Source organism: Streptomyces sp. NPDC088097 (genome assembly GCF_044741845.1).
In the GTDB taxonomy this organism is placed as follows: Bacteria; Actinomycetota; Actinomycetes; order Streptomycetales; family Streptomycetaceae; genus Streptomyces.
The window spans coordinates 662721-688610 of sequence record NZ_JBIUTJ010000002.1; the positions used below are offsets into that span (position 1 = coordinate 662721).

23 protein-coding genes are annotated in these 25890 nt (G+C 74.9%); 13 read left to right on the forward strand and 10 right to left on the reverse strand.

From position 1 onward, the window contains the following. Positions 1-21: 21 nt before the first annotated feature. The 3 genes from ACIOD1_RS08965 to ACIOD1_RS08975 all read right to left on the reverse strand — a co-directional run bounded on the left by ACIOD1_RS08965 (position 22) and on the right by ACIOD1_RS08975 (position 1996). The gene (locus ACIOD1_RS08965; RefSeq protein ID WP_365616923.1) at positions 22-567 is read right to left on the reverse strand and encodes an FABP family protein; all 546 of its coding nucleotides are present in this window, start codon (positions 565-567) and stop codon (positions 22-24) included. A 210-nt stretch (positions 568-777) separates the two neighbouring features. Continuing rightward, the gene (locus ACIOD1_RS08970; protein ID WP_401901158.1) at positions 778-1002 is read right to left on the reverse strand and encodes a hypothetical protein; all 225 of its coding nucleotides are present in this window, start codon (positions 1000-1002) and stop codon (positions 778-780) included. A gap of 127 nt (positions 1003-1129) precedes the next feature. Beyond that, entirely contained in the window at positions 1130-1996 is an 867-nt protein-coding gene (locus ACIOD1_RS08975) for a helix-turn-helix domain-containing protein (protein WP_365616919.1), read from the reverse strand. A gap of 53 nt (positions 1997-2049) precedes the next feature. Between ACIOD1_RS08975 and ACIOD1_RS08980 the strand changes: the two genes are divergently transcribed. The 6 genes from ACIOD1_RS08980 (at position 2050) to ACIOD1_RS09005 (ending at position 9709) form a co-directional block, all read left to right on the forward strand. Then, positions 2050-3573 (forward strand): MFS transporter, encoded by a 1524-nt coding sequence (locus ACIOD1_RS08980; RefSeq protein ID WP_401901159.1) that lies wholly within the window; start codon positions 2050-2052, stop codon positions 3571-3573. 99 nt (positions 3574-3672) lie between these two features. Continuing rightward, complete coding sequence (locus ACIOD1_RS08985) at positions 3673-4749, forward strand: cation diffusion facilitator family transporter (RefSeq protein WP_365616915.1); 1077 nt, start codon at positions 3673-3675, stop codon at positions 4747-4749. A gap of 118 nt (positions 4750-4867) precedes the next feature. Further along, on the forward strand, positions 4868-5782 hold the full coding sequence (locus ACIOD1_RS08990) for an alpha/beta fold hydrolase (protein ID WP_365616913.1): 915 nt from the start codon (positions 4868-4870) through the stop codon (positions 5780-5782). A gap of 127 nt (positions 5783-5909) precedes the next feature. Further along, positions 5910-6341: a VOC family protein gene (locus ACIOD1_RS08995; protein ID WP_401901161.1), complete on the forward strand. Its 432-nt coding sequence runs from the start codon at positions 5910-5912 to the stop codon at positions 6339-6341. Between the two features lie 304 nt (positions 6342-6645). Further along, positions 6646-8109 carry a lipase family protein gene (locus tag ACIOD1_RS09000; RefSeq protein WP_365616909.1) on the forward strand — a complete coding sequence of 488 codons (1464 nt, stop codon included), beginning with the start codon at positions 6646-6648 and terminating at the stop codon, positions 8107-8109. Positions 8110-8167: 58 nt separating this feature from the next. Beyond that, positions 8168-9709, forward strand: coding sequence for a hypothetical protein (locus ACIOD1_RS09005; RefSeq protein ID WP_401901163.1), 1542 nt, complete (start codon positions 8168-8170; stop codon positions 9707-9709). Positions 9710-9718: 9 nt separating this feature from the next. Here ACIOD1_RS09005 and ACIOD1_RS09010 read toward each other — a convergent pair whose 3' ends face one another. Beyond that, positions 9719-10501, reverse strand: coding sequence for a lysophospholipid acyltransferase family protein (locus ACIOD1_RS09010; protein WP_401901165.1), 783 nt, complete (start codon positions 10499-10501; stop codon positions 9719-9721). Positions 10502-10661: 160 nt separating this feature from the next. Between ACIOD1_RS09010 and ACIOD1_RS09015 the strand changes: the two genes are divergently transcribed. Further along, positions 10662-10913 (forward strand): acyl carrier protein, encoded by a 252-nt coding sequence (locus ACIOD1_RS09015; protein WP_365616903.1) that lies wholly within the window; start codon positions 10662-10664, stop codon positions 10911-10913. A gap of 803 nt (positions 10914-11716) precedes the next feature. Here ACIOD1_RS09015 and ACIOD1_RS09020 read toward each other — a convergent pair. Next, positions 11717-14671, reverse strand: a complete 2955-nt coding sequence (locus tag ACIOD1_RS09020; RefSeq protein ID WP_401901167.1) for an AAA family ATPase — start codon at positions 14669-14671, stop codon at positions 11717-11719. A gap of 317 nt (positions 14672-14988) precedes the next feature. Here ACIOD1_RS09020 and ACIOD1_RS09025 point away from each other — a divergent pair, with 317 nt between their 5' ends. Together ACIOD1_RS09025 and ACIOD1_RS09030 are read left to right on the forward strand one after the other, a co-directional pair. Then, the gene (locus ACIOD1_RS09025; RefSeq protein ID WP_401901168.1) at positions 14989-16755 is read left to right on the forward strand and encodes a putative Ig domain-containing protein; all 1767 of its coding nucleotides are present in this window, start codon (positions 14989-14991) and stop codon (positions 16753-16755) included. 145 nt (positions 16756-16900) lie between these two features. Beyond that, entirely contained in the window at positions 16901-19195 is a 2295-nt protein-coding gene (locus tag ACIOD1_RS09030; protein WP_401901170.1) for an FUSC family protein, read from the forward strand. A 21-nt stretch (positions 19196-19216) separates the two neighbouring features. Here the strand turns inward: ACIOD1_RS09030 and ACIOD1_RS09035 are convergent, their stop codons facing one another. Both ACIOD1_RS09035 and ACIOD1_RS09040 read right to left on the reverse strand, forming a co-directional pair. Continuing rightward, complete coding sequence (locus tag ACIOD1_RS09035; RefSeq protein WP_401901172.1) at positions 19217-20332, reverse strand: mechanosensitive ion channel family protein; 1116 nt, start codon at positions 20330-20332, stop codon at positions 19217-19219. A 222-nt stretch (positions 20333-20554) separates the two neighbouring features. After that, a complete protein-coding gene (locus ACIOD1_RS09040) occupies positions 20555-20737 on the reverse strand; it encodes a hypothetical protein (protein ID WP_365616893.1) in 183 nt (60 codons plus the stop codon). Between the two features lie 211 nt (positions 20738-20948). Between ACIOD1_RS09040 and ACIOD1_RS09045 the strand changes: the two genes are divergently transcribed. Both ACIOD1_RS09045 and ACIOD1_RS09050 read left to right on the forward strand, forming a co-directional pair. After that, positions 20949-21302 carry a hypothetical protein gene (locus ACIOD1_RS09045; RefSeq protein ID WP_365616891.1) on the forward strand — a complete coding sequence of 118 codons (354 nt, stop codon included), beginning with the start codon at positions 20949-20951 and terminating at the stop codon, positions 21300-21302. A 155-nt stretch (positions 21303-21457) separates the two neighbouring features. Beyond that, a complete protein-coding gene (locus ACIOD1_RS09050) occupies positions 21458-21661 on the forward strand; it encodes a cold-shock protein (protein ID WP_365616889.1) in 204 nt (67 codons plus the stop codon). A gap of 188 nt (positions 21662-21849) precedes the next feature. On the opposite strand, the gene ACIOD1_RS09055 is transcribed toward ACIOD1_RS09050, so the two are convergent. After that, on the reverse strand, positions 21850-22473 hold the full coding sequence (locus ACIOD1_RS09055) for an XRE family transcriptional regulator (RefSeq protein ID WP_365628372.1): 624 nt from the start codon (positions 22471-22473) through the stop codon (positions 21850-21852). 129 nt (positions 22474-22602) lie between these two features. Here ACIOD1_RS09055 and ACIOD1_RS09060 point away from each other — a divergent pair, with 129 nt between their 5' ends. Then, on the forward strand, positions 22603-24105 hold the full coding sequence (locus ACIOD1_RS09060; protein WP_401901175.1) for an MFS transporter: 1503 nt from the start codon (positions 22603-22605) through the stop codon (positions 24103-24105). 3 nt (positions 24106-24108) lie between these two features. Here ACIOD1_RS09060 and ACIOD1_RS09065 read toward each other — a convergent pair whose 3' ends face one another. Next, entirely contained in the window at positions 24109-24495 is a 387-nt protein-coding gene (locus ACIOD1_RS09065; protein WP_401901177.1) for a hypothetical protein, read from the reverse strand. A gap of 181 nt (positions 24496-24676) precedes the next feature. Here ACIOD1_RS09065 and ACIOD1_RS09070 point away from each other — a divergent pair, with 181 nt between their 5' ends. Further along, positions 24677-25075, forward strand: coding sequence for a DUF4440 domain-containing protein (locus tag ACIOD1_RS09070; protein ID WP_365628379.1), 399 nt, complete (start codon positions 24677-24679; stop codon positions 25073-25075). Between the two features lie 23 nt (positions 25076-25098). Here ACIOD1_RS09070 and ACIOD1_RS09075 read toward each other — a convergent pair whose 3' ends face one another. Continuing rightward, positions 25099-25836, reverse strand: a complete 738-nt coding sequence (locus ACIOD1_RS09075) for an alpha/beta hydrolase (RefSeq protein WP_401901179.1) — start codon at positions 25834-25836, stop codon at positions 25099-25101. Positions 25837-25890: the final 54 nt, after the last annotated feature.

The following is a 25890-nucleotide window of genomic DNA, read 5'->3' on the forward strand; positions in this document are numbered from 1 at the left end:
GGGCCGGCGGGGCGGCGCCCGTCAGTGCGCCGGGCGCCGCAGGAAGGTGGCCGTGAGGTGGTGTTGCAGCGGTTGACCCACGGCAGCCATGTCGTGCACCAGCGTCAACCGGTCCCCGTCGACGGTGTACTGCCGACGCGTTCCGGTGACCTCCTTGGCGAGCGGGGTGAGCGCCACGTCCTTGGTCACGATCTCGATCTCCGAGCCCGAGACCCCGCCGACGTACGTCTCCACGATGCCCGTGGGGTGCGCGAGGACCACCTCCAGGGAGGCGTCGGGCGTCGCGCGCCACCAACCGGCCTCCCGCCCGGCCGGGCGCACCGGCGCCCCCGAGGCGTCGACCAGCCAGGCCCGCGCCTCGTAGCGCAGGAAGGGTCGGCCGTCGTGGCTGAAGGTCAGCTCCTGCTCGTACCGGAAGTCCTGCTCCAGGGTCGGGTACTCGCCTCGGCCGCGCCCGTGCCAACGCCCCAGCAGCGGGAGCAGCGGCAGCAGCGACGGGTGCGGCTCCGGACCCTCCCCGAGAACGTGGGTGTCGGGGTACGGATTCTCCTGCGCCGGTTCGAACATGTTCGCCTCGTCTGTACGTGGATCTCTGACGGCGTGCAGCCTAAGGGCTGTCCCGTCATCCCTGGTGGGCGCGCGGCGTCGGCTACGGCACCTCGCCGCGTTGTCGGGATGCCCGAATACGTCGAGTATTCGGGCGTCCCTCCGCCTTGCGATGCACCGCATCCGACGCCGCGCGCTGATCCACCACGGATTACGGGACAGCCCTTAGGCTTACCGCCCCGCGGGCGTGTCCCGTGTCCGCGTCCCGGATCCCGCGTCCCGCGGGGTCAGCCGACGATCCGTGATGACCGCGGTGTTGTCCGTGGCGAAGAGTTCCGCGGCCGGACAGTCGGCGCCGGCCGCGGCCGGGTCGACCGACGTCGCCTGCGCGCTGCCGGCGCCCGCGGAAGCCAGGACCAGGGTCAGGGCCGTGACCCAGACGTGCCACCGCTTCATGTACGAACTCCCCCTCGACGGAGCGGCGGTGCGGGTCAGGAGCCCGCACCGCGCCCATCGTAGGAGACCGACCCGTCAGGACGGCGCAGCCGGCTCCGCGCCGCACCGGCGCTCCGGCCCACCCGCCTCAGGCGGCCGACGCCGCCGCGGACAGGGTCAGCTCGCGCAGCCGCCCCAGCCGCTCGCGGCTCCGCTCGTCCAGCGGTACGTACGTCACCAGCCGCGGTCCCGCCGCCGGCCCCAGCCACAGGTTGGTGTGCTCCAGGTGCAACATGCCCACCTGGGCGTTGCGGATGTACTTCGCCTTGCCCTCCGGGCCGACCACCTCGTGCCGCGCCCACACCTCCCGGAACTCCGGCGACGCCGACTCCAAGCGCTCCAGCAGCGCCTTCCAGGCCGGCTCGGCGAGGTGTTCGGCCATCGAGGCCCGGAACTTGGCCGCCATCATCCGCCTCGACTCGGGCATGTCCACCATCGAATCGCGCCACTGCGGATCGGTGAACGCCAGCCACAGGCAGTTGCGGTCCTCCGGCGCCAGCCGATCGAGGTCGCACAGGAGCCGCCCGTAGGTGGTGTTGTGGGCGAGGATGTCGTACCGGCTGTTCTGCACGCAGGCCGGAATCGGATCCAGCGCGTCGAGCATCACGCGGAGGGCCGGCGTCACGCTCGGACAGCGCGTGTGCGGAGCCGGATCCGTCGCCCCGGCCAGCGCGAACAGGTGCCCGCGCTCACTGCGGTCCAGCAGCAGGGCGCGCGCCAGCGCGTCCAGGACCTGCGGGGACACCTGGATCGACCGGGCCTGTTCGAGCCACGTGTACCAAGTCACGCCGACCGCCGACAGCTGCGCGACCTCCTCACGGCGCAACCCCGGCGTGCGCCGCCTGCGACCGCGTACGAGGCCCACCTGCTCGGGGGTGATCCGCTCACGGCGGCTGCGCAGGAACTCGGCCAGCTCGTGCCGGCGCACGTCGGTCTCGGGGGACACGGAAGTCATGTGACCAGGGTGCCGCATCGTGCATCCCGGTGCCAGGTACTCCCGGTACCAGGATGAGAAGACTCTGGTACCAGGCTGAGCGGGGGAGGATCGTCCAGGGTGTGAGCGAAGCAACCGTACGAACGAACCCACCGCCCCCGGCCCCGTCGGCCACCGGCAGCGCCCCCGCGGCCCCTGCGGCCTCCCCGACTCCCACGGCGTCCCTGGCCCCCCTCGGGCTGTTCACCGTACTGCTGGGCGCGGCCCTGCCGCTGATCGACTTCTTCATCGTCAACGTGGCCCTGCCCGCCATCGACAGCGACCTCGCGGCCGGCCCCGCCCTGCTGGAACTGGTCGTCGGCGGCTACGGCGTCGCCTACGCCGTCCTCCTCGTCCTCGGCGGCCGCCTCGGCGACACCGCCGGGCGGCGCAAGCTGTTCCTCATCGGCATGGCCGCCTTCGGCCTGACCTCCCTGGCCTGCGGCCTGGCCCCGACCGCCTGGACCCTGGTCGGCGCACGGGTGGCCCAGGGCGCCGCCTCCGCGCTGATGCTGCCGCAGGTGCTCGCCACCATCCAGGCCACCACCCAGGGCCCCCGCCGGGCCCGGGCGATGAGCCTCTACGGGGCCACCGCCGGCCTGTCCATGGTCCTCGGCCAGATCCTCGGGGGCGTCCTCGTCGCCGCCGACCTCGCGGGAACCGGCTGGCGGGCGGTGTTCCTCGTCAACGTCCCCGTCGTCCTGCTCGGCCTGCTGCTCGCCGTTCGCGCGGTCCCCGAGACCCGCTCGGAGCGCCCGGCCGCCGTCGACGTACCCGGAACCCTGCTGCTCGCGCTGTCGCTGCTCTCCCTGCTCCTGCCGCTGACCGAGGGGCGGGCGGCCGGCTGGCCGCTGTGGACCCTGGTCTCCCTCGGGATCTTCCCGCTCGCGGCCCTCGCCTTCTACCTCACCGAACGCCGCGCCGACCGGCTCGGCCGGACCCCGCTGGTGCCGCCCAGCCTGCTGCGCCTGGAGTCGCTGCGGCGCGGCCTGGTGATGATGGTGCCCTTCTCGGTCGGCTTCAGCGGATTCATGTTCGTGATGGCCGTGGCCCTCCAGCAGGGCCTGCACCTCGGCCCGGTGGCCGCCGGGCTGGCCCTCGTACCGATGGCCGTCGCCTTCTTCGCGGCCTCCCTCGCCGGGCCCCGACTGGTCGGCCGGTTCGGCAGCCGCGTCGTCACGGCCGGTGGACTCGTCCAGGCGGTGGGCATCGCCCTGCTCCTGCTCGCGTTCCGCTCCGGCGGTCAAGAGCTTTCCGTGGCGGCCCTCGCCCCGGGCATGGCCGTCGCCGGTCTCGGCCAGGGCTTCCAACTCCCCGTCCTGATCAGGCTGATGCTCTCGGACGTACCGGCCGACCGGGCCGGTGTCGGCGGCGGGGTGATGGTCACCGCCCAGCAGTCGGCCCTCGCCCTGGGCGTTGCCACACTGGGCAGCCTCTTCCTCGCGTTGGCCCCCGAGCGCGGCATGGGGGAGGCCCTCCAGGTGATCCTGCTGGTGCAGTTGGGGCTGATCGCCCTCACCGTCCTGCTCAGCCTGCGACTTCCCCGCCTCGTCCGCTGAAGCCGCCACCACCGGGGTGCAATTGCGAGCGCGTCGCACCTGGTCGGAGGGTGTACGACGGCCATGGCCGCAATCGGATCCGTATGCCACCGTGAACGCATGGAGGGCAACCGGCACGCTCACGCACCCGACCACCACACCCACTCCCACCCCCACTCCGATGGGGCGCGGATCCGACACGGCCACGGCCATGAAGGCCACGCGCACCCGGCCCCGCGGCGCCACCGCGTGGCCCACCTGCTCCGCCCGCACCGCCACGACGCCGCCGACAAGGTGGACGCGGCCATGGAGACCTCGCGCGAGGGGATGCGGACGCTGTGGCTGTCCCTCGCCGTCCTCGGCGTCACCACCGTCCTCCAGGCCGCCGTCGTCGCGCTCTCGGGCTCGGTCGCGCTGCTGGGGGACACGGTCCACAACGCCGCCGACGCGCTGACGGCCGTACCGCTCGGGATCGCCTTCGTCCTTGGCCGCCGTGCCGCCAACCGCCGCTACACCTACGGGTACGGGCGGGCCGAGGACCTGGCCGGGGTGCTCATCGTCCTCACCATCGCCGCGTCCGCCGCGCTCGCCGCCTGGATGGCCGTCGACCGGCTCCTCCACCCCCGCGAGGTCACCCACCTGGGCGCCGTCTGCGCGGCGGCGCTGATCGGCTGTGCGGGCAACGAGTGGGTCGCCCGCCTCCGCATCCGCACCGGCCGCAGGATCGGCTCGGCCGCCCTGGTCGCCGACGGGCTGCACGCGCGCACCGACGGCTTCACCTCGCTCGCCGTCCTGCTCGGGGCCGGCGGCTCCGCCCTCGGCCTGCGCCAGGCGGATCCGGTCGTCGGCCTGCTGATCACCGTCGCCATCGTGCTAGTGTTGGCCGGCGCCGCCCGTGAGGTCTGGCGACGGCTGATGGACTCGGTGGACCCCGCCCTCGTGGACCGTGCCGAAGGCGCCGTGCGGGCGGTGGAGGGCGTACGGGACGTGGGTCGGCTGCGCATGCGGTGGATCGGGCACACCCTGCGCGCGGAAGTCGACATCGTGGTCGACCCGCACCTGACGGTCGTCCAGGCGCACGAGCTGGCCGCCGGCGCCGAACGGGCCCTGATCGAGGCGGTCCCCCGGATGACGGCCGCGACGGTCCACACGGACCACGCGCCCGTCGTCGTTCCGCTTCCCGTCCCCACGGCATGAGGAATTCCCGTCGATTTCGCCTTTCCGCGATTCCGGCGGTTTTCCCGAGGATCGAGAGGGAATTCCGGTAGGTTTCCCGTCCGTATTCGAGAGGGGGCGGGGCGAGCGAGGAGACGGTGTGACGGTGGTCGGAGCGAAGGCCGTGGGCGTGGGCCCGGCGGGCATCGAGGTCGCGTACGAACGGCTCGGCGACCCGGATGCCCCGCCTGTCCTGCTGGTGATGGGGCTCGGGATGCAACTCCTGGGCTGGCCGGACGGATTCTGTGACGAGCTGGTCGCCCGGGACCTCCAGCCGATCCGCTTCGACAATCGGGACGCCGGACTGTCCTCGCACTTCCCGGACGCGCCGTTCCCGAACGTCCCGGCCGCGCTCGCGGGCGACGGTTCCTCGGCCTCCTACACCCTGTCCGACATGGCCGCCGACGGCGTGGGCCTGCTCGACGCACTCGGCCTGGAGAGCGCGCACGTCGTCGGCCTCTCGTTGGGCGGGGCGATCGGGCAGACGATGGCGATCGAGCACCCGGCGCGCGTCCGTTCGTTGACCTCGCTCATGTCCTCGACCGGTGACCGGTCCGTGGGCCAGGCGAGGCCCGGCGCGCTGGAATCGCTCGCCGGTCCGCCGCCGAGGAATCGGGACGAGGTGGTCGAGCGGATGGTCGCGGCCCTACGCCTGCTGGGCTCTCCCGGCTTCGAGCCGGACGAGGCCGCCGTCCGCGACCGCGCGGGCCGCTCGTTCGACCGGGCCTACGACCCCCTCGGCATGGCCCGCCAAGCCGTCGCCTCGGTGGTCTCGGGCGACCGTACGCGGGCGCTGCGCGCCCTGGACCTGCCCACGCTGGTCATCCACGGGGCCGAGGACGCCATGTGCGCGGTCAGCGGCGGGCGGGCGACCGCCGAAGCCGTTCCGGGCGCGGAACTCCTCGTCTTCGAGGGCATGGGCCACGACCTGCCGAGGGCGCTGTGGCCCGAGATCGCCTCCCGGATCGCGGCCCTGGTCCGCCGGGCGGAACCCGTGTCACCGCTCGCCCGCTGACGACCGCCGGCCCCGGGGGACCCCTCCGGGTGGTTCGGGGTGCGCGGCCGGGCCGGGGTGCGCGACGGTGGAGGCGCGCACCCGGGCCCGCCACCGGCGCCCGTTCCCACCGCAGAGGAGAGCCACCGTGAACTGGACGCTCGAAGTCGTTCCCGTCCCCGTCACCGACCTGGACCGGGCCAAGGAGTTCTACGCCGACCAGGTGGGCTTCACGGTCGACCTCGACGACGAGGTCGCCCCCGGCGTCCGCGTCATCCAGCTCACCCCGCCCGGCTCGCGCTGTTCCATCGCCCTGCTCCAGGGCATGCCCCCGGCCCCCGGTACGAGGACCACGGCCCCGGGCGCCCTCCACGGCCTCCAGCTCTGCGTCACCGACATCGAGGCCGCCCGCGCGGAACTCGTGGCCCGGGGCGTCGATGTCTCCCCGGTGCGCCACATCGGCGCCGGCGGCTGGGAGGACGGCAAGGGCGGCACCTGGAACTCCTTCCTGTCCTTCCAGGACCCCGACGGCAACGGATGGAACGTCCAGGAAGCACCCTCGGACCTCGAACGCCGCTGACCACCCCTCCCGGAGCGGCCCCCCCGAGCGGACCACCCCTCCCGCGCCGACTCTCGGTCCCGCGCCGGTACGCGTCCCGCCCGGGTCAACGCGGCGACCCCGCCCTCACCCCGGCCGACCGGCGGATCCCCGAAGGACCGCAGCTCACCGCCCGGGCCGTCCCCGGCCCGTGGGGGCGCGGCCCCACCCTCGCCGGAGGCGTACCAGGGGCGTGCGGGGGCGTGCGGCGAGCGCACGTCGGGGTGCCCGTTCGGTGCCACCATGCGTGCGCAACAGCCCGCGCGGCGCCACGAACCGGCCGCACATGGACGAGAGGTGGGACGTGACCCCGCACGTGGTCGAAGAGGTGGCTCGGAGCCTCCCCGAACAGCCGCAACCGCAGCCCGCCACCGCCAACGGAACCGTCCCGCGACCGCAGTCGGGGCGGACCGAGACCGACCTGCTGATCGCGGCCTCGGTACTGCTGGCGGACGCGGCGCTCACCGCGCGCCGGGCCGGCGCCGAGCTGAGCGGGGCCCTCTCCGGCCCCCGGTTCGCCCTCGAAGCGCTCAGGCGACCCGGCTGGGCGCTCGGCGCGGCGCTCTCCTGCGCCAAGGCACTGACCAGCCCGTCGGGACTCGGCTTCGGCGCCAACGGCGGCCTGTTCGGCGAAATGACCCGGATGGCCGGGAACGTGACGTACCGACGGCCCGCCAAGGTGACCATGGCCGTGGACGCCTTCGCCCTGCGGATCCGGGCGGCCGCGACCGAACACCCCAACCTGGACGCGCCGGCCGCCCGGCGGTTCACCGACGCGATGATCGCCGGGAACCGGGTCGAAGCCCTCCGTGCCCTGCGCGGCCTCATCGAGCTGCTCGGGATCACCCGCGCCCTCACCACCATCAGCCCCGTGATGATGGAACTCTGCGCGCTCCTCGGACTGCTGGACGAGAACCCCGTCAACGACTCCTTCTCCTGGGTCACCCTCGCGGGCGGAGTCCCCACCACCGACCCCTTCCTCGGACTGCCCAGCTCCCTCCTGAAGTTCCTCAACCCCGGGCCGGGACGCGCCGAACGCGCCGAACCGGACTCCATCCTGGCCAAGGTCCTGACGACCTCCGCCAACGACATCGTGAGCTACGTCAACGACATCGGCGCCCTCGGCAACCACGGCCTGGCCCTGCTGCGCCGGGTCCGGTGCGCCGACGGCGCCGTACGGTACGTGCTCCTGCTGCCCGGGACCAGCTTCGCCCTGCTCAGCAACAGCACGCCCCAGGACGTCATCGGCGCCTTCGACGGCGTCCTGCGCACCGACACCACCTACACCCGCGCCGCCCGCCGCCTCCTGGAACGCTCGGGCGTCCCGGCCGGCTCCGAGCTGATGATCGTCGGGCACAGCCTCGGCGGACTGACCGCCCTGAACCTGGCCTCGGACCCGGAGTTCTCGGCCACCTACCGCCTCACCCACGTCATCGCCGTGGGCTCGCCGATCGACAACAAGCGGCCCGCCGACCACACCACGCGGGTGATCAGCCTGGTCAACAAGCACGACGTGATCCCCACCCTCGACGGGCGCGGCCCCGCCTCCCCGAACGACATCCCCGAGGACTGGGTCGAGTTGGCCTGGCTCGACGAGTCGTACGACTACCCGCTCTCCCACGCGCCCCAGGCCTACTCGGACAGCCTGCGCGGCGCGATGGCCCACCACCGCGAGCGGGTCAACGCCCTCATCGGCGCCTACGACGGCGAGATCACCGGCAACCAGCCGTACATGCTGCGCGACAAGTGACGACGACGAGCGCCCACCGCACGTGACCGCGACGAGTGACCGCGAGGAAGACCGACCCGTGAACGCCGAAGACCGACCCGCCGACGCCCAAGACCGTTTCACCGACGCCGCATACCGTCGCGTGGACGCCGAAGCCCCTCCCGCCGACACCCAGGGCCTCCCCACCGCCCCGGTGCGGGGACCGGCCACCGCCTGGCCCCTGGAGAACGTCCTGTTCAGCGCGGCCGTACTCGCCCGGCGGCTGCCCTGGACCGACGCCCCCGCCCGCGCGGTGGGATGGGACGCGCTGACCCGGGAGGGAATGACCCGGGCCCTGCTGGCCCACCTGCGGCGCACCCGCTCCGGACGGCCCGTCCGGCTGGGCACCCCCTTCGGTACCTTCCTCGTACCGCTGTCCGCCGACGACGCCGCGGCCCTCCTCGCCCGGGCGGACCGGGAGGACGCCCTCGGCCCCGCGACCGGGCTCGACGCCGGGGGACGGCGCCACCCGCTCTCGCAGCACGCCGCCCCCGACGACGCCCTGGCCTACGCGGCCGCCCCCACCGCCGAAGCGGTGCGCGCCCTCGTGGCCGAGGACGCGGGCCGCCTCACGGCCGCCCGGTGCGGCGACGGCACCCTTGACCGGCGGGAGTGGCGCGCCGGCACGCGCCGCCTGGCCCGACGCGTGGTCGTCGGTGCGGGCGCCGTCGAGGACACCCTGCTGAGCGAGGTGGTCGCCGCGACGACCGCGGCCGTGGACGGCCGCTCCCACGGGGCCCGCCGGGCCGCCCTGGCCAGGCGCCTCGCGCCCTACCTCGACGACCCCGACCCGGCCTCCCTGCTGGGCGGCCTGCTGGCCGGCGGCCTGACCGGCGAAGCGGCCCTCCCGGTGGTCGCCCACGCGCTTTCCCTGGTCTGCGAAGCGGCCTCCACGACGGCCCTCCAGGCCCTCGCCCTGCACGCGGTCGGAGCCGCCGACTCCCCGGAACGCGCCGTCGACGAGGCCCTGCGCCGCTACCCGCCGGTGGCCGCCGCCGTGCACCCGGCGCGGGCGGGGTTCGTCTGGCAGGACCTGGAGGTGGCAGCCGGCACCGAGATCCTCTGCGCCCCCGGCTGGCTGCCCCACCCGCCCGGGGAGGACGGGCCGGCCCCGTGGCCGGGCGCCCTGTGCACGGCCCCCGCCGGCTGCTCGGCCGCGCACTTCGCCACCCTGGTCACGGGGGAGACCGTACGGGCCGTCCTGGAGCGGGCCCGCCCGACACTGATCGCCCCCCGGTTCACGGCGGACCGACTGCCGGACTCCCTGGACGCGAGCGGGCTGCTGGTGGCCCTGACCGACCTCACCGGCGGGGCCGGTGCGGTCCCGCCGACGGTCCGGCCGGCGACGGCCGTGCCCGACGCCGCCTCCGGCCACGCCCCCGCCGTGTACGGGGCCCGCGCCCGGGCCAGCGCCGAGCGGCTGGACCGGCACGCCGAGAGCCTCGCCGCGTGTGCGGGCGATCCCGGCTGGAACGAGGACGAGACGGGCGAGCACTTCCGTACCGTCCTCCTCGCACACGCCGACCGCTGCGCCAAGGCGGCGTCCGACGTACGGACGGCCGCCCGGCGACTGGTGGAGTGAACCGGGGCCCTACCAGAAGGGCGTGTCCCGGCCGCCCACCACCTCGTCCAGCATGTCCTGCACCGCGGCCCGCGCCTCGGCGCACAGCGCGCGGGCCACGGCCGAACGCGCGGCGAGGGAAGCGGGCCGCTCGGGCGCGGGGATCGGTTCGCCGATGCTGATCAGCCACTTCGCGGGCAGTGGGAACACCGGTGTGATCGGGAAGTACGGGAGGTCGAGGAGACGGGCCAGTGCGGGGACGTCCCCCAGCTTCGGATACGTCTCCTCGGCGCCCACGATCGCCACCGGAAGGACGGGCGCACCGGCGCGCAGCGCGGTCGCCGCGAATCCGGGACTGAAGGGACGGAGTCGGTAGCGGTCCTGGAAAGGCTTTTCGAGACCGGCCATTCCCTCGGGGAACAAGCCGACGAGTTCCCCGGCGGTGAGGTGCTCCAATCCCAGCGTCGGATCGATCGGATAGGCACCCTTCTTCCGTGCGTACGCGCCGAGCGCCGGGACGCGGAAAGTCAACGGTGCGGCCGGAATGAACAGGGGGCGACAAAGGGAGCGGAAGAGGACCCTCTGGAAGACGAACGCGTCGAGGCCCCACGCCCCCGAATGGTTGGCCACGAGGAGCGCCGCGCCCTCGGTCGGCACTTTCTCCAACCCCCGTACGTCCAGGCGGAAGTAGTCGTCCACCAGCCAGTCCATGGTCCGGTCGAGGGCGACTTCGCCCGCCTCGCCGAGCAGTCGCCGAACGGAACGGAATTCGGCTGTGGCGATCTCCAGCAGGTCGGTCACGCTTGGGGACACGAAAGTGCCTCGCTCTCGTCGCTCGTGATGTCAAATGGCTTCCCGGCGGCCGGTTTTGAACGCATGGGCCGCCGTGATACTCATTCCACCACGAGAACGCCCGTGCCCCGTCCGGGGAATGGGCCTCCCTGTTCTTTCCCTGCTTCTCGAAAGAGGTTCCGTGACCATTTCCGCGCCGGGATCCGTCATCGACGTGATCTCCGAACTGCTCACCGAGTTGATCGAAGTGCCCGCCGAGGGGATGGGGCCGCACACGCCGATGCGCGACCTCCTCCTCGATTCGCTCATGGTCGTGGAGTTGGCCATGGCCGTGCAGGACCACTTCGGGGTCAAGGTCGACGGCGAGGAGTTCCGCGACCTGAACCTCGGGGAGTTCGCCGAAGCCGTCGCCGCGCGTCGGACGGTGGTCTGAGGCCGTCGTTCCGGCCGGGCGGGCACCCGCGACCACCGGGGGCGGTCCGTTGCCCCGGTGGTCGAACGGATGTCGCCGGGGTGACGGGGCGCCGGACGGTTTCTCCTCGGGCCCGGCGAGCGGGCGGAAGGCCTCAGCCGAAGGCGTTCAGGTGGGGGCCCAGCTCGGGGTCGAGTTCGTACAGCAGCCTCCGGACGTCCTCCAGGATCGCCGCCGTGCACAACATCCCGGGTGAGTCGGGCGGTCTCGGAGCGGGCCCGCCGGGTGAATCCGGCGGACGGCACGAACAGGGCGACGGCGGTGCCCACGAGGATCCCGAGGATGTTGTCCACGAGCCGGGCCGTCCCGTGGCCCAGGTGCTCGCTGCTGCCGACCACGAGGACGGCGGTCATCGCGATCTGGTGCATCTGGGAGCCCAGCCTCAGCACCCGGCCCGCGTACATGCCCACCAGCGACTTGAGGGCGGTGGCGTACGGGGTCGTCTGCGCGACGAGGATCGCGCCGACGGGGGCCGGCACCGGCTGGGGGAGTGCCAACAGGTCGGCCGCGACCCACCAGGACAGGGCGCGGCGAGGACGGTCTTCAGGATCATCACACCGTCCCCGAAGCCGGCCACGGCATGGGCGCGCAGACGGTCGACGGCGGCGGCGGAGGCGCGGCGGTCGGGCATGGACGCACGCCTCGGACGGCTCGGGGAACGGATTCCCGCCGCCCTGTCCACCGTCCGACCGGCCACGGCGGCCGACACCACGCCACGCCGCACCGCGTCCCTCCCCCGGGACGGCAGGGACGGGCGGCGCCGGTCACGGGGTCAGGGCGGCGGCCAGTTGGGTACGGGAGCGGACGCCCAGCTTGCGGTAGACGCGGCTCAGCATGGTCTCCACCGTCTTCACCGACAGGAACATCCGCTGCGCGGCCTGCCGGTTCGTCGCACCGCCGCACACCAGCGCGGCCAGGCGCAGCTCGTGCCCGGTCAGCCGGGCCCCGCCGTCACCCGGGGCGGCCGTGTCGGGGCGCAGGCCGGTCAGGCGGTCCAGGTGTTCCCGGGTCAGCTCCGTCCACGGGCGCGCCCCGGCCCCCTCGAACACCTCCAGGGCCGTCTCCCAGGCCGTACGGGCCGCCGCCCTGCGCCGCCGGCCGCGTTCGAGCCGGCCCAGCGCCAGGTGGGTACGGCCCTCCTCAACGCGCAGCCCGAGCCGCGCGAACCCCCGGGCGGCGTCCTCCAGCAGCTCCGCCGCCTCCTCGTCGGCGCCGTCCAGGTGCAGGCAGGCCGCCCGGGCCCGGGTCAGCGCGGCCCGCAACCCCGCGTGCCCCGAGCGCGGGCCGACCCGCTCCCGCATCCGCTCCAGCAGCGCCAAGGCACGCTCCGGCTGCCCGGAGGCGGCGAAGGCCTCCACGGCGTCGGCCTGCCAGCGCAGGATCCCGGGATCCGCGGCCCCCGCCCGGTCCTCCAGCTCGGCCACTTCGGCCAACGCCGCCGCGGCCCGCTCCACCTCGCCGGTGTGCAGGTGTACGGCGCCCAGGATCCAGAGGCCGCGCGCCACGTGCAGGGCGTCCCGCTCCTCCCGCGAGGCCCGCACCCCCTGCGCCGCGTAGCGCAGGGCCTCGGGGAAGGCGCCGCCGCAGCTCTGCGCCAGGGCGGCGGTGTACCAGGCGGGCCCGGGGGACAGGCCCGCAGCCGCGGTGAGGGCGACGGCGCGGGCCGACCACTCCAGGGCCCGAGCGCAGCGGCCCAGCCCCGCGTCCACCTCGGCCATGCTCCGCCACACGTCCACCAGGTCCTCGGCCTCACCGGCGGCTTCGGCGACCGGCAGCAGCCCGGTCAGGGTCCGGCGGGCCTCCACGAGCCGCCCGTCGAACACCGCGTGCCGGGCGGAGAGGTACTCGGGACTGTTGCGGATGCCGAGCCGGGGCGGCGCCACGCCCAGGGCCAGGGCCCGCGCCAGGGTGACCGGCGCGGCGTCGAGCCGGCCCAGGACGCGCTCCATGCGGGCGCGCATCGTCAGGGCGGCGGCCTCCAGCGGAACGTCCCCGCCGTCCCGGGCCAGTTCGGCGGCCGCCCCCGCGTGCCGAAGGGCCCGGGCCGCCTCCCCGCCCGTGATGTTGGCCCGGACCGCCGCGCGCAGCTCCACGGCGGCGAGCAGCGCCGCGTCCCCGGCCGCCAGCTGCCGCGCCGAGGCGAGGAGGGGCTCCATGGCGCCCGTGTCCTGGCCGTGGGCGTCGACCACGAAGAGCAGGGCGTGCACCCGCTGGGCGGTGCTGCCGCCGGCCGCCGCGATCAGGTCGCAGGCCTGCCGGGCCAGGTCCGCCCGTCCGGAGGCGGCGGCGTCCCGGGTGGCCGCGGCGAGCCGTTCCAGCCGGAGCCGGGGCCGGTCCGTGGGGGTCAACCGGGCGGCGAGCAGCTCCAGTTCGGCGGCGGCCAGGCGGTCCCCGGCCTCCCGGGCGAGCGCCGCGGCCAGCGAGGTGTCCTCCGCGACGGCCCGGTCGGCGGTGTCCTGGGCGAGGGCCCGGTGCCGGGCCCGCTGCACGGGGTCGTGGACGGCCCCCGCGAGCGCCCGGTGGATCCGGCGGCGCTGCCCGGCGGTGCCGGTCGCGGCGGCGGCCTCGGCGAGGGCCCGCGCGGCGAACCGGGTCCGGGTCGTCGTCACCGCGTCGGGGGCGGTCGCGGTGTCGTCGGTCAACAGCCCGACGCGGACGGCGTGGTCCAAGTGGTCCTCGGCGAGCGGCCGCCCCGCCGCGCGCAGCAGATCGGCGTCCGGGTGCCGGGCCAGCGCGGCCACCTGGAGGGTGTCGCGGACCTCCTCGGGAACGGTGGCCAGCCAGGCCCCGGCCAGCTCCCGCACCCGTCGGGGCCACAGCGGCCCGCCGTGGGCGTCCGGCGCCAAGGCCTCGCAGCAGGCGTCCAGGAGGGCCCGATGGCCCCCGGTGTACTCCCGCACCGGAGCCGCCCAGCGGGCGGGCAACCCCACCCGCCCGAGAGCGACCGCCGTCCGCGTCAGGTCCGCCGGAGGGACGGCCAACAGCGGCGGGTGCCCGCCCAGCAGGTCCGCCGCGGCTCCGGGGTGACCGGTCGTCCGCTCGGCCGCCACCACCGCCAACCGCTCGGCGGGCAGCACGCGCAGCGCGTACCCGAGCACCTCGGCGCTGGCGGGGTCCAGCCACTGCGCCCCGTCGACGAGCAGCAGCACGGGCCCCCCGCCCCCGAGCCACGCGCTGAACGCCACCCGCACCCGCACCCCGCCCCGACCGTTCGGTTCCCTGCCGCCGCCGGCGCCATATGTCGGGCCGGCGGTCCGCTGGCCCGGCGCGGACAGGGCCGCAAGCTCCTCGGGCTCGCCAACGGGCAGCGCCGAAAGGGCACTTCCGTCCGGCCCCGGCCCCGGCCCCGCCCCCGGCAGGCCCGGGTGCGGGGTCAGCTCGTGGAGCAGGTCCGCCGCCCAGGCGGGGTCCGGTCCCGGTGCGCCGGCCGGGCGGGCGCTCGGCGGGGTGGAGAGCAACTGTGCGAGGGCGGCGTACGGGAGGCGCTCGTCGCCCGGCCGCGTACGGACGTACAGGCGTCGGCGCCGCTCGGCCGCGCCCGCCCACGGGCTCGGGTCCGCCGCCAACGCGTCGAGCAGCGCGCTCTTGCCCGCCCCCCACGGCCCGGTCACGACCAGCCGGCCGTGCCGCTCCAACAGTCGCGCGGCGGTGTGCGCCGGCGGGGGCCGGTCCTCGTCGGCTCCGTACGCCCGGCCCTCTTCACCCGTCCGCCCGTTCACACCGCGCACGGTAGGCCGCCCCGTGCTCCCGGGCAATGCCGCGGCGGGTCCCCGGCCCAGGACAAGGGTTTTCCCCCACACTGCTCCCGCACCGCCGGCGGTGCCCCCCGACGGCCCGCCGGCGCGGGGGATTTCCCCGATACCGCCGGAGCCCGGTCGACCGTGACGCTGTCGGTCATCCCGAGAGTCGGACCCTCCCGGACCCACCCGCCATCCGGTTCCGGCCGCACCCCGGCCGCACCCCGGCCGCCGTGCCTCCCCGCACGTCCTCTCCTCCGGGAAGCCGTGCGTCCCCCCTCACGAAAGGCCCCCCACCCATGCGCAGTTCCGTCAACCGACCCGCGCTGACCGGCCTCGTGGCCGTCGCGGCCCTCGCCGCGCTGGCCGTGCCCGCCAGCGCCCGGCCCGACAACTCAACCCCGTCCGCACCCGCCGTCGCACCGGCACCGGTATCGCAGGAGGTCCAGGACGCGATGCGCCGCGACCTCGGGCTGTCGGCCGCCCAGGTCCGCGAGCGGATCGCCCGGGAAACGGAGGCCGCCCGCGCCGCGACCGCCGTACGGGGCGCCGTCGGGGACGCCGTGGCGGGGATGTGGTTCGACGCGGCCGACGGTCGCCTGCACGCCGCCGTCACCGGCGCCGCCGACTCAGCACAGGCCGCCGCCGTCCGCGCGGCGGGCGCCGTCCCGCACCAGGCCCGCTTCTCCCGGACCCGGTTGGAGGAGGCCACCGACAGCGTAGGTCGCTGGAGCGAGGGCGTACCCGGCCTGGTGTCCTGGGGGCCCGACGCCCGCCACAACCGCGTCGAGGTCACCCTCGATCCCGACCGCGCCACCGCCGCCACCGCCGAACTCCGCAACCGACTGGCCTCGTTGGGCGACCTCGTACGGGTCGTCGAGTCCCGGGACCTGCCCCGTCAGCAGGGCGGCAGCGTCCTCGGCGGCGAGAAGTGGATACCGGGCAGCGAGAGCCCCTGCTCGATCGGCTTCCCCGTGACCCGCACGAACGGCGGCGGCAAGGCGTTCCTGACGGCCGGTCACTGCACCAACGACGTGGACCAGCCCGCCTACGGCAAGGACGGCACCCGCGTCGGCACCTCCAACCGCGGTGGCGTCGGTACCGTCAACGCCAAGGAGGGGGACATGGGCATCGTCGACGTGGACCAGGCCGGTTGGAACCTGGCCCCCACCGTCGCCGGCTGGGGCAAGGGCGACGTCGCCGTCACGGGCTCGGCCGAAGCCGTCGTCGGCACCGCCGTCTGCCACTCCGGCCAGACCACCGGCTTCCAGTGCGGCGAGGTCACCAAGGTCAACCAGAGCGTGGACTACGGCAACGTCGTCATCGACGGCCTCTCCTACTCCAGTGCCTGCTCGGCGGGCGGTGACTCCGGGGGCAGTTACGTCACCGCGACCGGGGGCAAGGCCGTCGGACTCCACTCGGGCGGCGGCAGCGCCACCTGCTCCGGAGGCAGCGGCGAGAAGTTCACCATCTTCCAGCCGGTCAACGAGGCCCTCGCCAAGTTCGGTGCCTCGCTGGTCACTTCGACCCCACAGCCCGGCCAGGTGACGGTGGCCGCCGTCTCCGCGCAGAACGGCGTCACCGGCAACGCCGTCGAGCTGAAGAACTCCGCGGAGGGTGGCACCGCCCCCTACACCTGGACCGCGACCGGCCTGCCCGCCGGCCTGTCCGTCGCCGCCGCCACCGGCACCGTCTCCGGTACTCCGACCACCGCCGGAACCTCCTCCGTCACCCTCACCGCCACCGACTCCGCCGGCAAGAAGGGCTCCGCGAGCTTCACCTGGACGGTGACCACCCCCGGCACCGGCGCACCGACCCTGACCAACCCCGGCAGCCAGAACGTCACCGTCGGCCGCCCCTTCAGCCTCGCGCTCCAGGTCACCGGAGGCACGGCGCCGTACACCTTCGGCGCGGCCAACCTGCCCGCCGGACTCGGCGTCAACGCGTCCACCGGGGTCGTCTCCGGCAGCGCCACGGGTTGGGGCTTCCGGAACGCCACGCTGACCGTCACCGACGCGGCCGGCCGGAAGTCCTCCGTCACGGTCACCTTCACCGTCTGGTCCTGACGCCCCGCACGCGGCGCCGTCGTCTCCGGGCCCGGGGGGCCGGAGACGACGGCGGCCGTACCGGGCCCCGCCCGGCTCCCGCTGTGCGCCGCCGGAGCCCGTGGCACTCTGGAACGGGGACGTCGAGCGCGCGGGCGGAGCCGGTATGGGCATGCGAACGGACGAGGGCAGCACGACCTCCGAGGCCCGGCCGGGGCCGTCTTCCGCCGGAGGGAGCCCGGCGCGGGCGTACGCGCGACTGCGCCACGGCACGGACGCCGGTCCTGCCGCCGTCCGCCGGGCCGTGCGGGTCACCCTGGCCGCCTGCGTCGGCTTCTACGGCTTCCTCCACCTCGTGGACCGCCCGGTCGCCGCCACCTACGCCCTGTTCGGGGCCGTCGCCCTCGCCGCCCTGTCCCGGATCCCCGGCACGGGCCGGCAGCGCGCCGAACAGATGGTCAGGGTCCTGCCCGTGGCCTGCCTGCTGGTCACGATCGGCACCCTGCTGGCCGTCCGTACGTGGACCGCCGTCCTCGGCACCGTCGTCATCGGCTTCTGCGTCGCCTTCTCCTCGGCGGGCGGGCCGCGCGCCGCCGGGACCGCCCCCGGGCTCCAGCTGCTCTACATCCTGCCGTGCTTCCCCCCGTACGCCCCGGACGCCCTCGGTGAACGCCTCCTCGGGACCGTCGTGGGCCTGCTGCTCATGGCCCTGGCCGAGGCGTACGTGTTGCCCGACCCGCCCGTCGCCTCCTACCGGCAGCGCGTCGCCGCCGCCGTGGCCACGGCCGCCCGGTGTGCGGGGGCCCTCGTGGCGCCGCCGTACGCCCTGCCCCCGCCCGTCGACCGGGGGGCCGTGGCCGCCGGTGAGGCCCTGCGCCCCGCCCGGGTCCCGGAAGCCGAACGTCCCGCCGGCCCCGGGGTCCGCGAGCGGGCGCTCGCGCACACCGGCATGGCCGCCCGGACCCTCCTCGCCCGGCTGCGGATGCTGCCCGGCCCCGCCGGTACGGAGCCCGGCCCGGTGGACCTCGCGCTGGTCCGCGCCGTCGAGGAGGCCGCGCGGGACACCGCCGAGGTGCTCGGCGGGGGCGGGGAAGGAACCCCGAGCCCGGCCGCCGTGGACGCCCTGCGCCGGGCGCGGGCCCGGATGGCGCTGCTGATGCCCCCCGTCCCGGTCGGGCGCCGCCGCCAGGCCGCACTGCTGGAGGTCGCCGACGCGGGCCTGGCCCTCGGCAAGGCCGCCGACATCGCCGTCCGGGGCCGCCGGGCCGCGCCGGCGCCGTCCCGGACCCCGGCCCCGGGGCTGCGGCCGCCGTACCCGGAGCTGGAGCGGGACCACTTCTGGTACGCCGGGATGAGCCTGCCCCGCCTGTGGTGGATCCGGCTGACGGCGCACGCCGGTCCGAGGTCCGTCCACTTCCAGAACGCCGTACGGATCAGTCTGGCCCTCGCCGTGGCCCGTACGGTCGCCGGCCTGGACTCCCTGCCCCACGGCTTCTGGGCGATGCTCGCCGTGGTCAGCCTGACCCGCACCACCGCCGTCCAGACCCGCGCCACCGTACGGTCCGCGCTGATCGGGACCTGCCTGGGCGCCCTGGCGGCCGGTACGGTCCTCGCGCTCGCCGGGGAGGCGAGCACGGCGTACGCGTACCTGATGCCGCCGCTGATGCTGATCGGCTTCACCCTCGGGCCGCTGCGGGGCGTGGGCTGGGCGCAGGCCATGTTCACGCTGATCGTCGCCGTGGTCTTCGCCCAGCTGGCGCCCGCCACCTGGCAGCTCGCGGAGGTCCGCCTGCTCGACGTCCTCATCGGCAGCGTCATCGGCCTCGCCTGCGGACTGCTCGCCTGGCCGCGCGGGGCGCACGACGAGTTGGGCCGGGCCGTCGCCCGGATGCTGCGGGCCGCCGCCGGCGAGGTCTCGGCCGGCACCGGCGCCGCCGGGAGCTCCTCGGAAGGGCCCGCGGACCCGGCCGCGACCCTGGAGGCGGCGGGGGAGGTCCGCAGGGCGCTGGTCCTCGCCGAGACGGCGTACGCCCAGTTCCAGACCGAGGGGCAGCGACCGGCGGGGCCCGGCCCCGACTGGCACGGCGCGATGATGTCGGGCCACCACGTGCTGTGGGGCGCCCGCCGTGTCATGGCCGCCTGCCCGGGGGCGCCGGCCGCCCCGGAGGCGCGGGAGCGGCTCCGGTCCTACGGCGCGTGGGTCGCGGAGGGCTTCACCGTGGCCGCCGCCCGCTTCGACGTACCGAGGAAGACCCGCGGCCGCCGGCCGCCCCCGCCGGCCCCGGAGACGGGAGCCGGTGCGCCGGCCCGCCCTGGCGCCGGCCCGCAGGCCGCCGACGCCACCCGGGACGCCCCGGCGCTGTTCTTCACGACGGTGGCCTGGCTGGACACCCTCTCCGCGGACCTGGCCCGCCTCGCGGACGCCCACGGCGCACCCGCCCGCGCGACGGACACGCCCTGACGCCCCCGTCCGTGCGAGTCCCTATCGGACCCGGTCCGCCGGCAGGGCCGAGGAGCCGTCGCGCTGGTGCGGCACCGGGGGCGCCGGGACCGGGCCGGTCGGGCGGACGTCCTCGCCCTGGAGGGAGACCGTGTGGATCGGGGCCGGGATGGAGATGGACTCCGCCCGGTAGCGCTGGTGCAGCCGCTTGATGAACTCGTGCTTGATCCGGTACTGGTCGCTGAACTCGCCCACCCCGAGGATCACCGTGAAGTTGATCCGGGAGTCCCCGAAGGTGTGGAAGCGGACGGCGGCCTCGTGGTCGGGCACCCCGCCGCTGATGTCGGCCATCACGCTGTCGACGACCTCCAGCGTCACCCGTTCCACCTGCTCCAGGTCGCTCTCGTAGCCGACCCCCACCTGCACCAGGATCGACAACCGCTGTTCCGGGTGGGTGAAGTTGGTCATGTTCGTCCGGGCCAGGCGCCCGTTGGGGATGATGACCAGGTTGTTCGAGAGGTTGCGCACCACCGTGTTGCGCCAGTTGATGTCGACGACGTACCCCTCTTCGCCGCCGCTGAGCCGGATGTAGTCCCCGGGCTGGACCGTCTTGGACGCGAGGATGTGCACGCCCGCGAAGAGGTTGGCGAGGGTGTCCTGGAGGGCCAGGGCAACAGCCAGGCCGCCGACGCCCAGCGCCGTGAGCAGTGGGGCGATGGACACGCCCATGGTCTCCAGGGCAACGAGCACGCCCATCGTGAGCACCACGATCCGGGTGATGTTCACGAAGATGCTGGCCGAGGCCGCCACACCGGTGCGCGAAGCGGCCACCGACTGCACCAGCCCGGCGATGATCCTGGCGGCCGTGAGGGTGGCCACCAGGATGAACACGGCGGTCAGGGAGCGGTTTGCGATCCCCTCCCACCGGCTGCTCAACGGCAGCGCCGTGGCCGCCGCGGCGGCTCCCGCGAGCACCGCTCCCCACGGCACCACGGTGCGCAGCGCGTCGACGATGACGTCGTCCCCGGTCCACCGGGTCCGACGGGCGTGCACTTCCAGCCGTCGCAGTACGGCCCGCAGCAGCAGGGCCGCGAGCACGCCCGCGCCGAGCGCGACGGCGGCCACCACCCAGTCGTGCAGGACGAGGTCCCGGTTCAACGGACGTCCTCCGAGGGGGGAAGCGCCGCCGACGGTATGTGTTGTGTCGTCACCATGTCACCTGTCAGGTTGTGTTGCTGGATCGCATCCGGACGCATGTACGACGCACGCGAAACGGGATGCCATCCTGCCCCATGCGGAACGCGACCTCACAGGTGGGCCGGGGCTGCGACGGCCCAGCCCCGCAGCCGACCGACCGACCGCAGCCGACCGACCGCCGCCTCAGGCCAGACGGGCGACCAGGCGCATGCGCATCTCGCCGGCCGCCCGCCCGACGTCCTCACCGGGGTGTTCGTCGTCGAGGATCCCGAGCAGCACCACCAGGGCGCGGGCCTCGTCCGCGGCGATCAGCTTCAGACGGGGTTCGGTCACGCCGTCCAGGAGTACGTCGAGGAGCTCTTCCATGCCGAGCACAACGCGGCAACGCCCCATCCGTCACCCGCCGGGCCCCGCCCCCGCGGCCGGTTACGCGGGCGCCGGACCCCCGGATTCATCCGCCCGGCCGAACTGCGGATGCCGTCCGGGCCCGGCCGGGGCAGGCTGTGGGCCAGGCCTGATCCCACGGAGACGGCCCTGGACAGCCGCCCGCCGCCACCGCACAGACGAGGACCGCGCCATGACCCATCCCCGCCGGCGCATCGGCGTCATCACCGGGGCCGCGCTCCTGCTGCTCACCGCCACCGCCTGCTCGGGGCTGGGCCGCAGCACGGTCGGGACGCTCAGCTTCCGCGCCCACGACTCGGCGGCGGAGGTGACCTACTCCAACACCCTGGTCACGGGGTGCCACCGGATCAGGCTCCCGCGCGGAGCCGCCCACGTAGAGAACAACACCCTTGTGGACGTGGTCCTGTACCCGTCCCTGGACTGCAAGGAGCCGGCCGGGGGCAAGGGCACCTACGTGGCCACCACCCTCTCCAACGTGACCTCCCCGGTCGCCCTGCCCTGGCGCAGCTTCCGGGTCATCCACTGACCCCGGGCGCCCCCGCCCCCGACCCGCCGCGTGTCTGCGGCGGGTCGTTGGTGTAGGTGCCGCGTCACCTGGGGAGGACTGAGGCGGGCGCCCCCGTACGGGCGCTGCGGCGGCCCCTGACCGGGCCGCCCGCCGGGTCGAACAGAGGGACGCGCATGGCCAAGGGCACCGTGAAGTGGTTCAACTCCGAGAAGGGCTTCGGTTTCATAGCCCAGGACGGAGGCGGCCCGGATGTCTTCGCCCATTACTCCAACATCTCCGGCAACGGGTACCGGGAGCTGGCGGAGGGCGAAACCGTCACGTTCGACGTCACCCAGGGCCAGAAGGGCCCCCAGGCGGAGAACATCGTCCGAGGCTGACCCCACCGTCCGACCTCCGCGCACACCACGGCGGCGGGGGGGCGCCCCCCGGGGGGCGCCCCCCCCCCCCCCCGCCCCCCCGCGCCCCCCCCCCCGGGGGGGGGGGCCCCCCCCCGGGGCCCCCCCCCGCCGCCGCACGCGTCGAGCGCGCTCCGTCCTCCCGGTTCCGGTTCCGGTTCCGTCCGCGGTCAGGCGTCGCGCGATCCGGGCCCGTCGTCGAGGGCCGGCGCCGTACGGGGCTTCGCGCGGACGTGCATGCGCTCCCCCTGCCGGCCGAACAGGCTGAGGACCTCCACCGGCTGCCCGTCCGCGCTGCTGAACCAGTGCGGCACCCGCGTGTCGAACTCGGCCGCCTCCCCGGCCCCGAGGACCAGGTCGTGCTCCCCGAGGACCAGCCGCAGCCGGCCGTTCAGCACGTACAGCCACTCGTAGCCCTCGTGCGTACGGTGATCCGGCTCGGAGCCCCGGTCGGAGATGATCATCTTGTAGGCCTGTAGCGGGCCCGGGGTCCTGCTCAGGGGGATGTACGTACCCCCACTGGCGAGCGGCCCCGGCGTCATCCGGACCCGCGGATCGCCCACGTCCGGAGCGCCGACCAACTCGTCGAGCGGCACCCGGTAGGCGCTCGCCAGCGGGAGAAGCAACTCCAGGCTGGGACGGCGCTGCCCGGACTCCAGGCGGGACAGGGTGCTCTTGGAGATGCCCGTCAGCTCGGACAGCACGGCCAGCGTGAGACCGCGGTGGGCCCGCAGCCTGCGCAGCCGCGGGGCCACCTCTTCGAGTACCGCTCGGTCGGAGGGCGTCGGTTCCATGGGGGCATTCCACCGCCCCGTCCCGGAAACGGCAACAACGATTGCCGGCGCCGCCCGTCGGACGCACTCTCCTCGGCACGGGCCCGCAGCGGGCTCCGTACACCCGACACCCGAAGAGCGGAGTCCACCGTGAAGCACCTCGGTTCGAGCCCAGGGACGACCGGAGCCGGGGCGGGGGCCGGGGCCTGCGACCTCCCGGGGGCCACCGGTCACCGCTGGGCGCTCGCGGCGCTCTCCCTCGGCATGCTGCTGTCCTCCCTCGGCACGAGCATCGCCAACGTCGCCCTGCCGGCCCTGGCCGACGCCTTCGACGCGACCTTCCCGCAGGTCCAGTGGATCGTGCTGGCCTACCTCCTCGCCCTCACCACATTGATCGTCGGCGTCGGACGGCTCGGCGACACGATCGGCCGGCGCCGACTGCTACTGGCCGGGACCGCCCTGTTCACCGCCGCCTCGGCAGTGTGCGGACTCGCCCCCACCCTCGGACTGCTGATCGCCGCCCGAGCGGCCCAAGGCCTCGGGGCCGCCGTCATGATGACCCTCACCATGGCCTTCGTCGGAGAGACCGTACCCAAGGCTGCCACCGGCCGGGCCATGGGACTGCTCGGCACCACCTCCGCCATCGGCACCGCGCTCGGCCCGTCCCTGGGCGGCGTCCTGATGTCCGGCCCCGGCTGGCGGGCCGTGTTCCTCGTCGGTGTCCCGCTCGGGCTCCTCGCCCTGCTCCTCGCCCACCGCCACCTCCCCGCCGACAGTGATCTCCCCACCGGAAGCCACCTCCCCACCGACAGGCGGCGCACCCGCACCGACCGACCTCCCTTCGACCGTTCCGGAACCCTGCTGCTCGCGCTCACCCTCGCCTCCTACGCCCTCGCCATGACCACCTGGCGCGGCGGCTCCGGCCCCCTCAGCCTGGGCCTCCTGCTCGCCGCCGCTCTCGGCACCGCCCTGTTCGTCCGGGTGGAGCGCGGGGCCGCGTACCCGTTGATCGGGGGCGCGACGCTCCGCGAACCGGCCCTGCGCTCCGGCCTCGTCATGAGCGTCCTCGTCTCCACGGTGATGATGGCCACCCTCGTGGTCGGACCGTTCCACCTGTCCCGCGCGCTCGGCCTCGGCCAAGCGCTGACCGGGCTCGCGCTGTCCGCCGGCCCGGTCGTCGCCGCACTGGCCGGCGTACCCGCCGGACGCCTCACCGACCGCCACGGCGCCCACCGCACGACCGGGGCCGGCCTGACCGCCATGACCGCGGGCTGCCTCGGCCTCTCCCTGATGCCGACGCGCTACGGAGCCCTCGGCTACGTCGTCCCGCTGGTGGTCGTCACCGCCGGCTACGCGGTCTTCCAGACGGCCAACAACACGGCCGTCATGGCCGGCGCCGACCCCGACCGCCGGGGCGTCACCTCCGGCCTGCTGAACCTCTCGCGCAACCTCGGCCTCATCACCGGAGCCTCCGTGATGGGCGCCGTGTTCCTCCTCGCCTCCGAGACCCCCGACATCACCACGGCCGCCCCCGAGGCCGTGGCCGCCGGCACCCGGACCACGTTCGCGGTGGCGGCGGCCCTGACCGCCGCGGCCCTCGCGGTGGCCGCCACCGCCCGGCGCCGGACCCGCCCCACCGGGGAGTTCGGATAGGGGTCAGCGCGCCTTCCGGCCCATCCGGGCCAGTTCGTCCTCCACGGCGCGGAGTTCCTCCGTCCGTCCCAGGAGGGCGAGTTGCTCCCCGTAGTGCTCCAGCGCGATGAGGAGCAACGGCTCCCGCTCCGCTTCGAGCGCGTACGCGCGGCGCGCGGCGTCCACGGATTCGGCCCGCAGCGCCAACTCGATCCCGGGCTGGTCGCGGAATTCCCGCGTCCCGTATTTGTACAACGCGGCCGACAGCAGCGGCAGGTAGGCCAGTGGGCTGACTTGGGCGAGCACGCGATAGGCGGCGACCCGCTGCCGGATCGGGAGCTTCTCCGAACCGAGGAGTGCCACCCGGGCACGCAGGACCGCGTCGTGATTGATGTTCGCCGTGTGATTCATGAGGACGATTGTGCGAGCCGAACAGGGCCCCCAACAAGGTTGATCCGCTGTGCTCTCGGTCCTACGAAAACGGCCTCTGACCTGTCATGATGGAGACGTCATCACCCCGCGCCCCGGTGAAAGCGCCCCAGGGTCCCGCAGGCCGATGTCCCCACCGCCCGGCCGGTGTTACCGTCGTATCGTGTCCAAGGCCGAGATAGACATCCTGACCGCCGAGTTCTACGGCGCTTTCGACAACCGGGGTGGAAAGGGTGCCGACGTGGCCCGGATCCGCCGGCTGCTCCTGCCGAGCGGTGTGATCGTCAAGACGGGACCCGAACTCACCGTCTACACGGTCGAAGAGTTCATCGAACCCCGCCAACGGCTGCTCAACGACGGCCGGCTGGTGGAATTCTCCGAATGGGAAACCGGCGAACGCACCGATATCACCGGAGACATCGCGGCGCGCTTCGGCGAGTACCGGAAATCCGGGGTGCTCGACGGCGAAGCGTTCGAGGGCGGCGGCACCAAGACCATGCAATGCGTCCGCACCCCGGACGGCTGGCGGATCGTCGCCTTCTCCTGGTACGACCGCCCCTGATCCGGGGGAGGGGCGGGGGACGGTCAGCCCGGGGTCAGGAAGAGGCCCGCGGGCTGGGGTGTCGTCGCCGCCCCGTCCGGCCCGGTCAGAGCCGCCGGCAGCGGGGCCAGGCCGAGGAGGCCGAGGGTGAGCGTGGTGGCGAGGCGGTGCCAGTCGCGGGCGCCGCGCAGCATGGCGTGACCGCCCTCCGGCATCCGGATGCCGAGGGTCCGCGCCCCCTCGTGCTGGGCGCGCGCCAGGTGGGACCAGGTCCCGTCCGCGTCCGTGACCCGGTCGGCCTGGTCGTGCAGCGCGACCACGCGCGCGTCCGCGAGGTGGGCCACCGGTTCCCCCGGCGGACACCAGGGGGCCAGGGCCACCACCCCGTCGACTCCGGGGTCACCCGCCATGCGCAGCGCCGCCCGGCCGCCCATGGAGTGACCCACCAGGACGACCGGAACCCCGGCGGCGAGGTCCCGTAGCTCCCGCAGCGCCCGGCGCCCGTCGCGCACGGCGTCCTCGCGCGGGCCGTTCCACCCCCGGTGGCGGTAGCGCACGTGACCGACCAGCACCCCGTCCGGCCGTGCCTCGCGTGCGATCCGGGCGGCGAAGGGGCGCATGCGGGCGCCGGGCAGGTTGAGGGCGCCGGGCGGCCCGAGCCCGTCGGCGCGCCCGCCGTGCAGGAACAGCACCGCGGCCCGCGGCCGGGGCGGCACACTCCCGTGCACCAAGGCCATCGCCGCCGTGTCGGTGCCGTCCGCACCGGATGCCCGCCGTGCCATTGCGGCTCCCTGCCCTTGTTCCTCGGGTCGCCGCCCGCCGACGCCCTCACACCA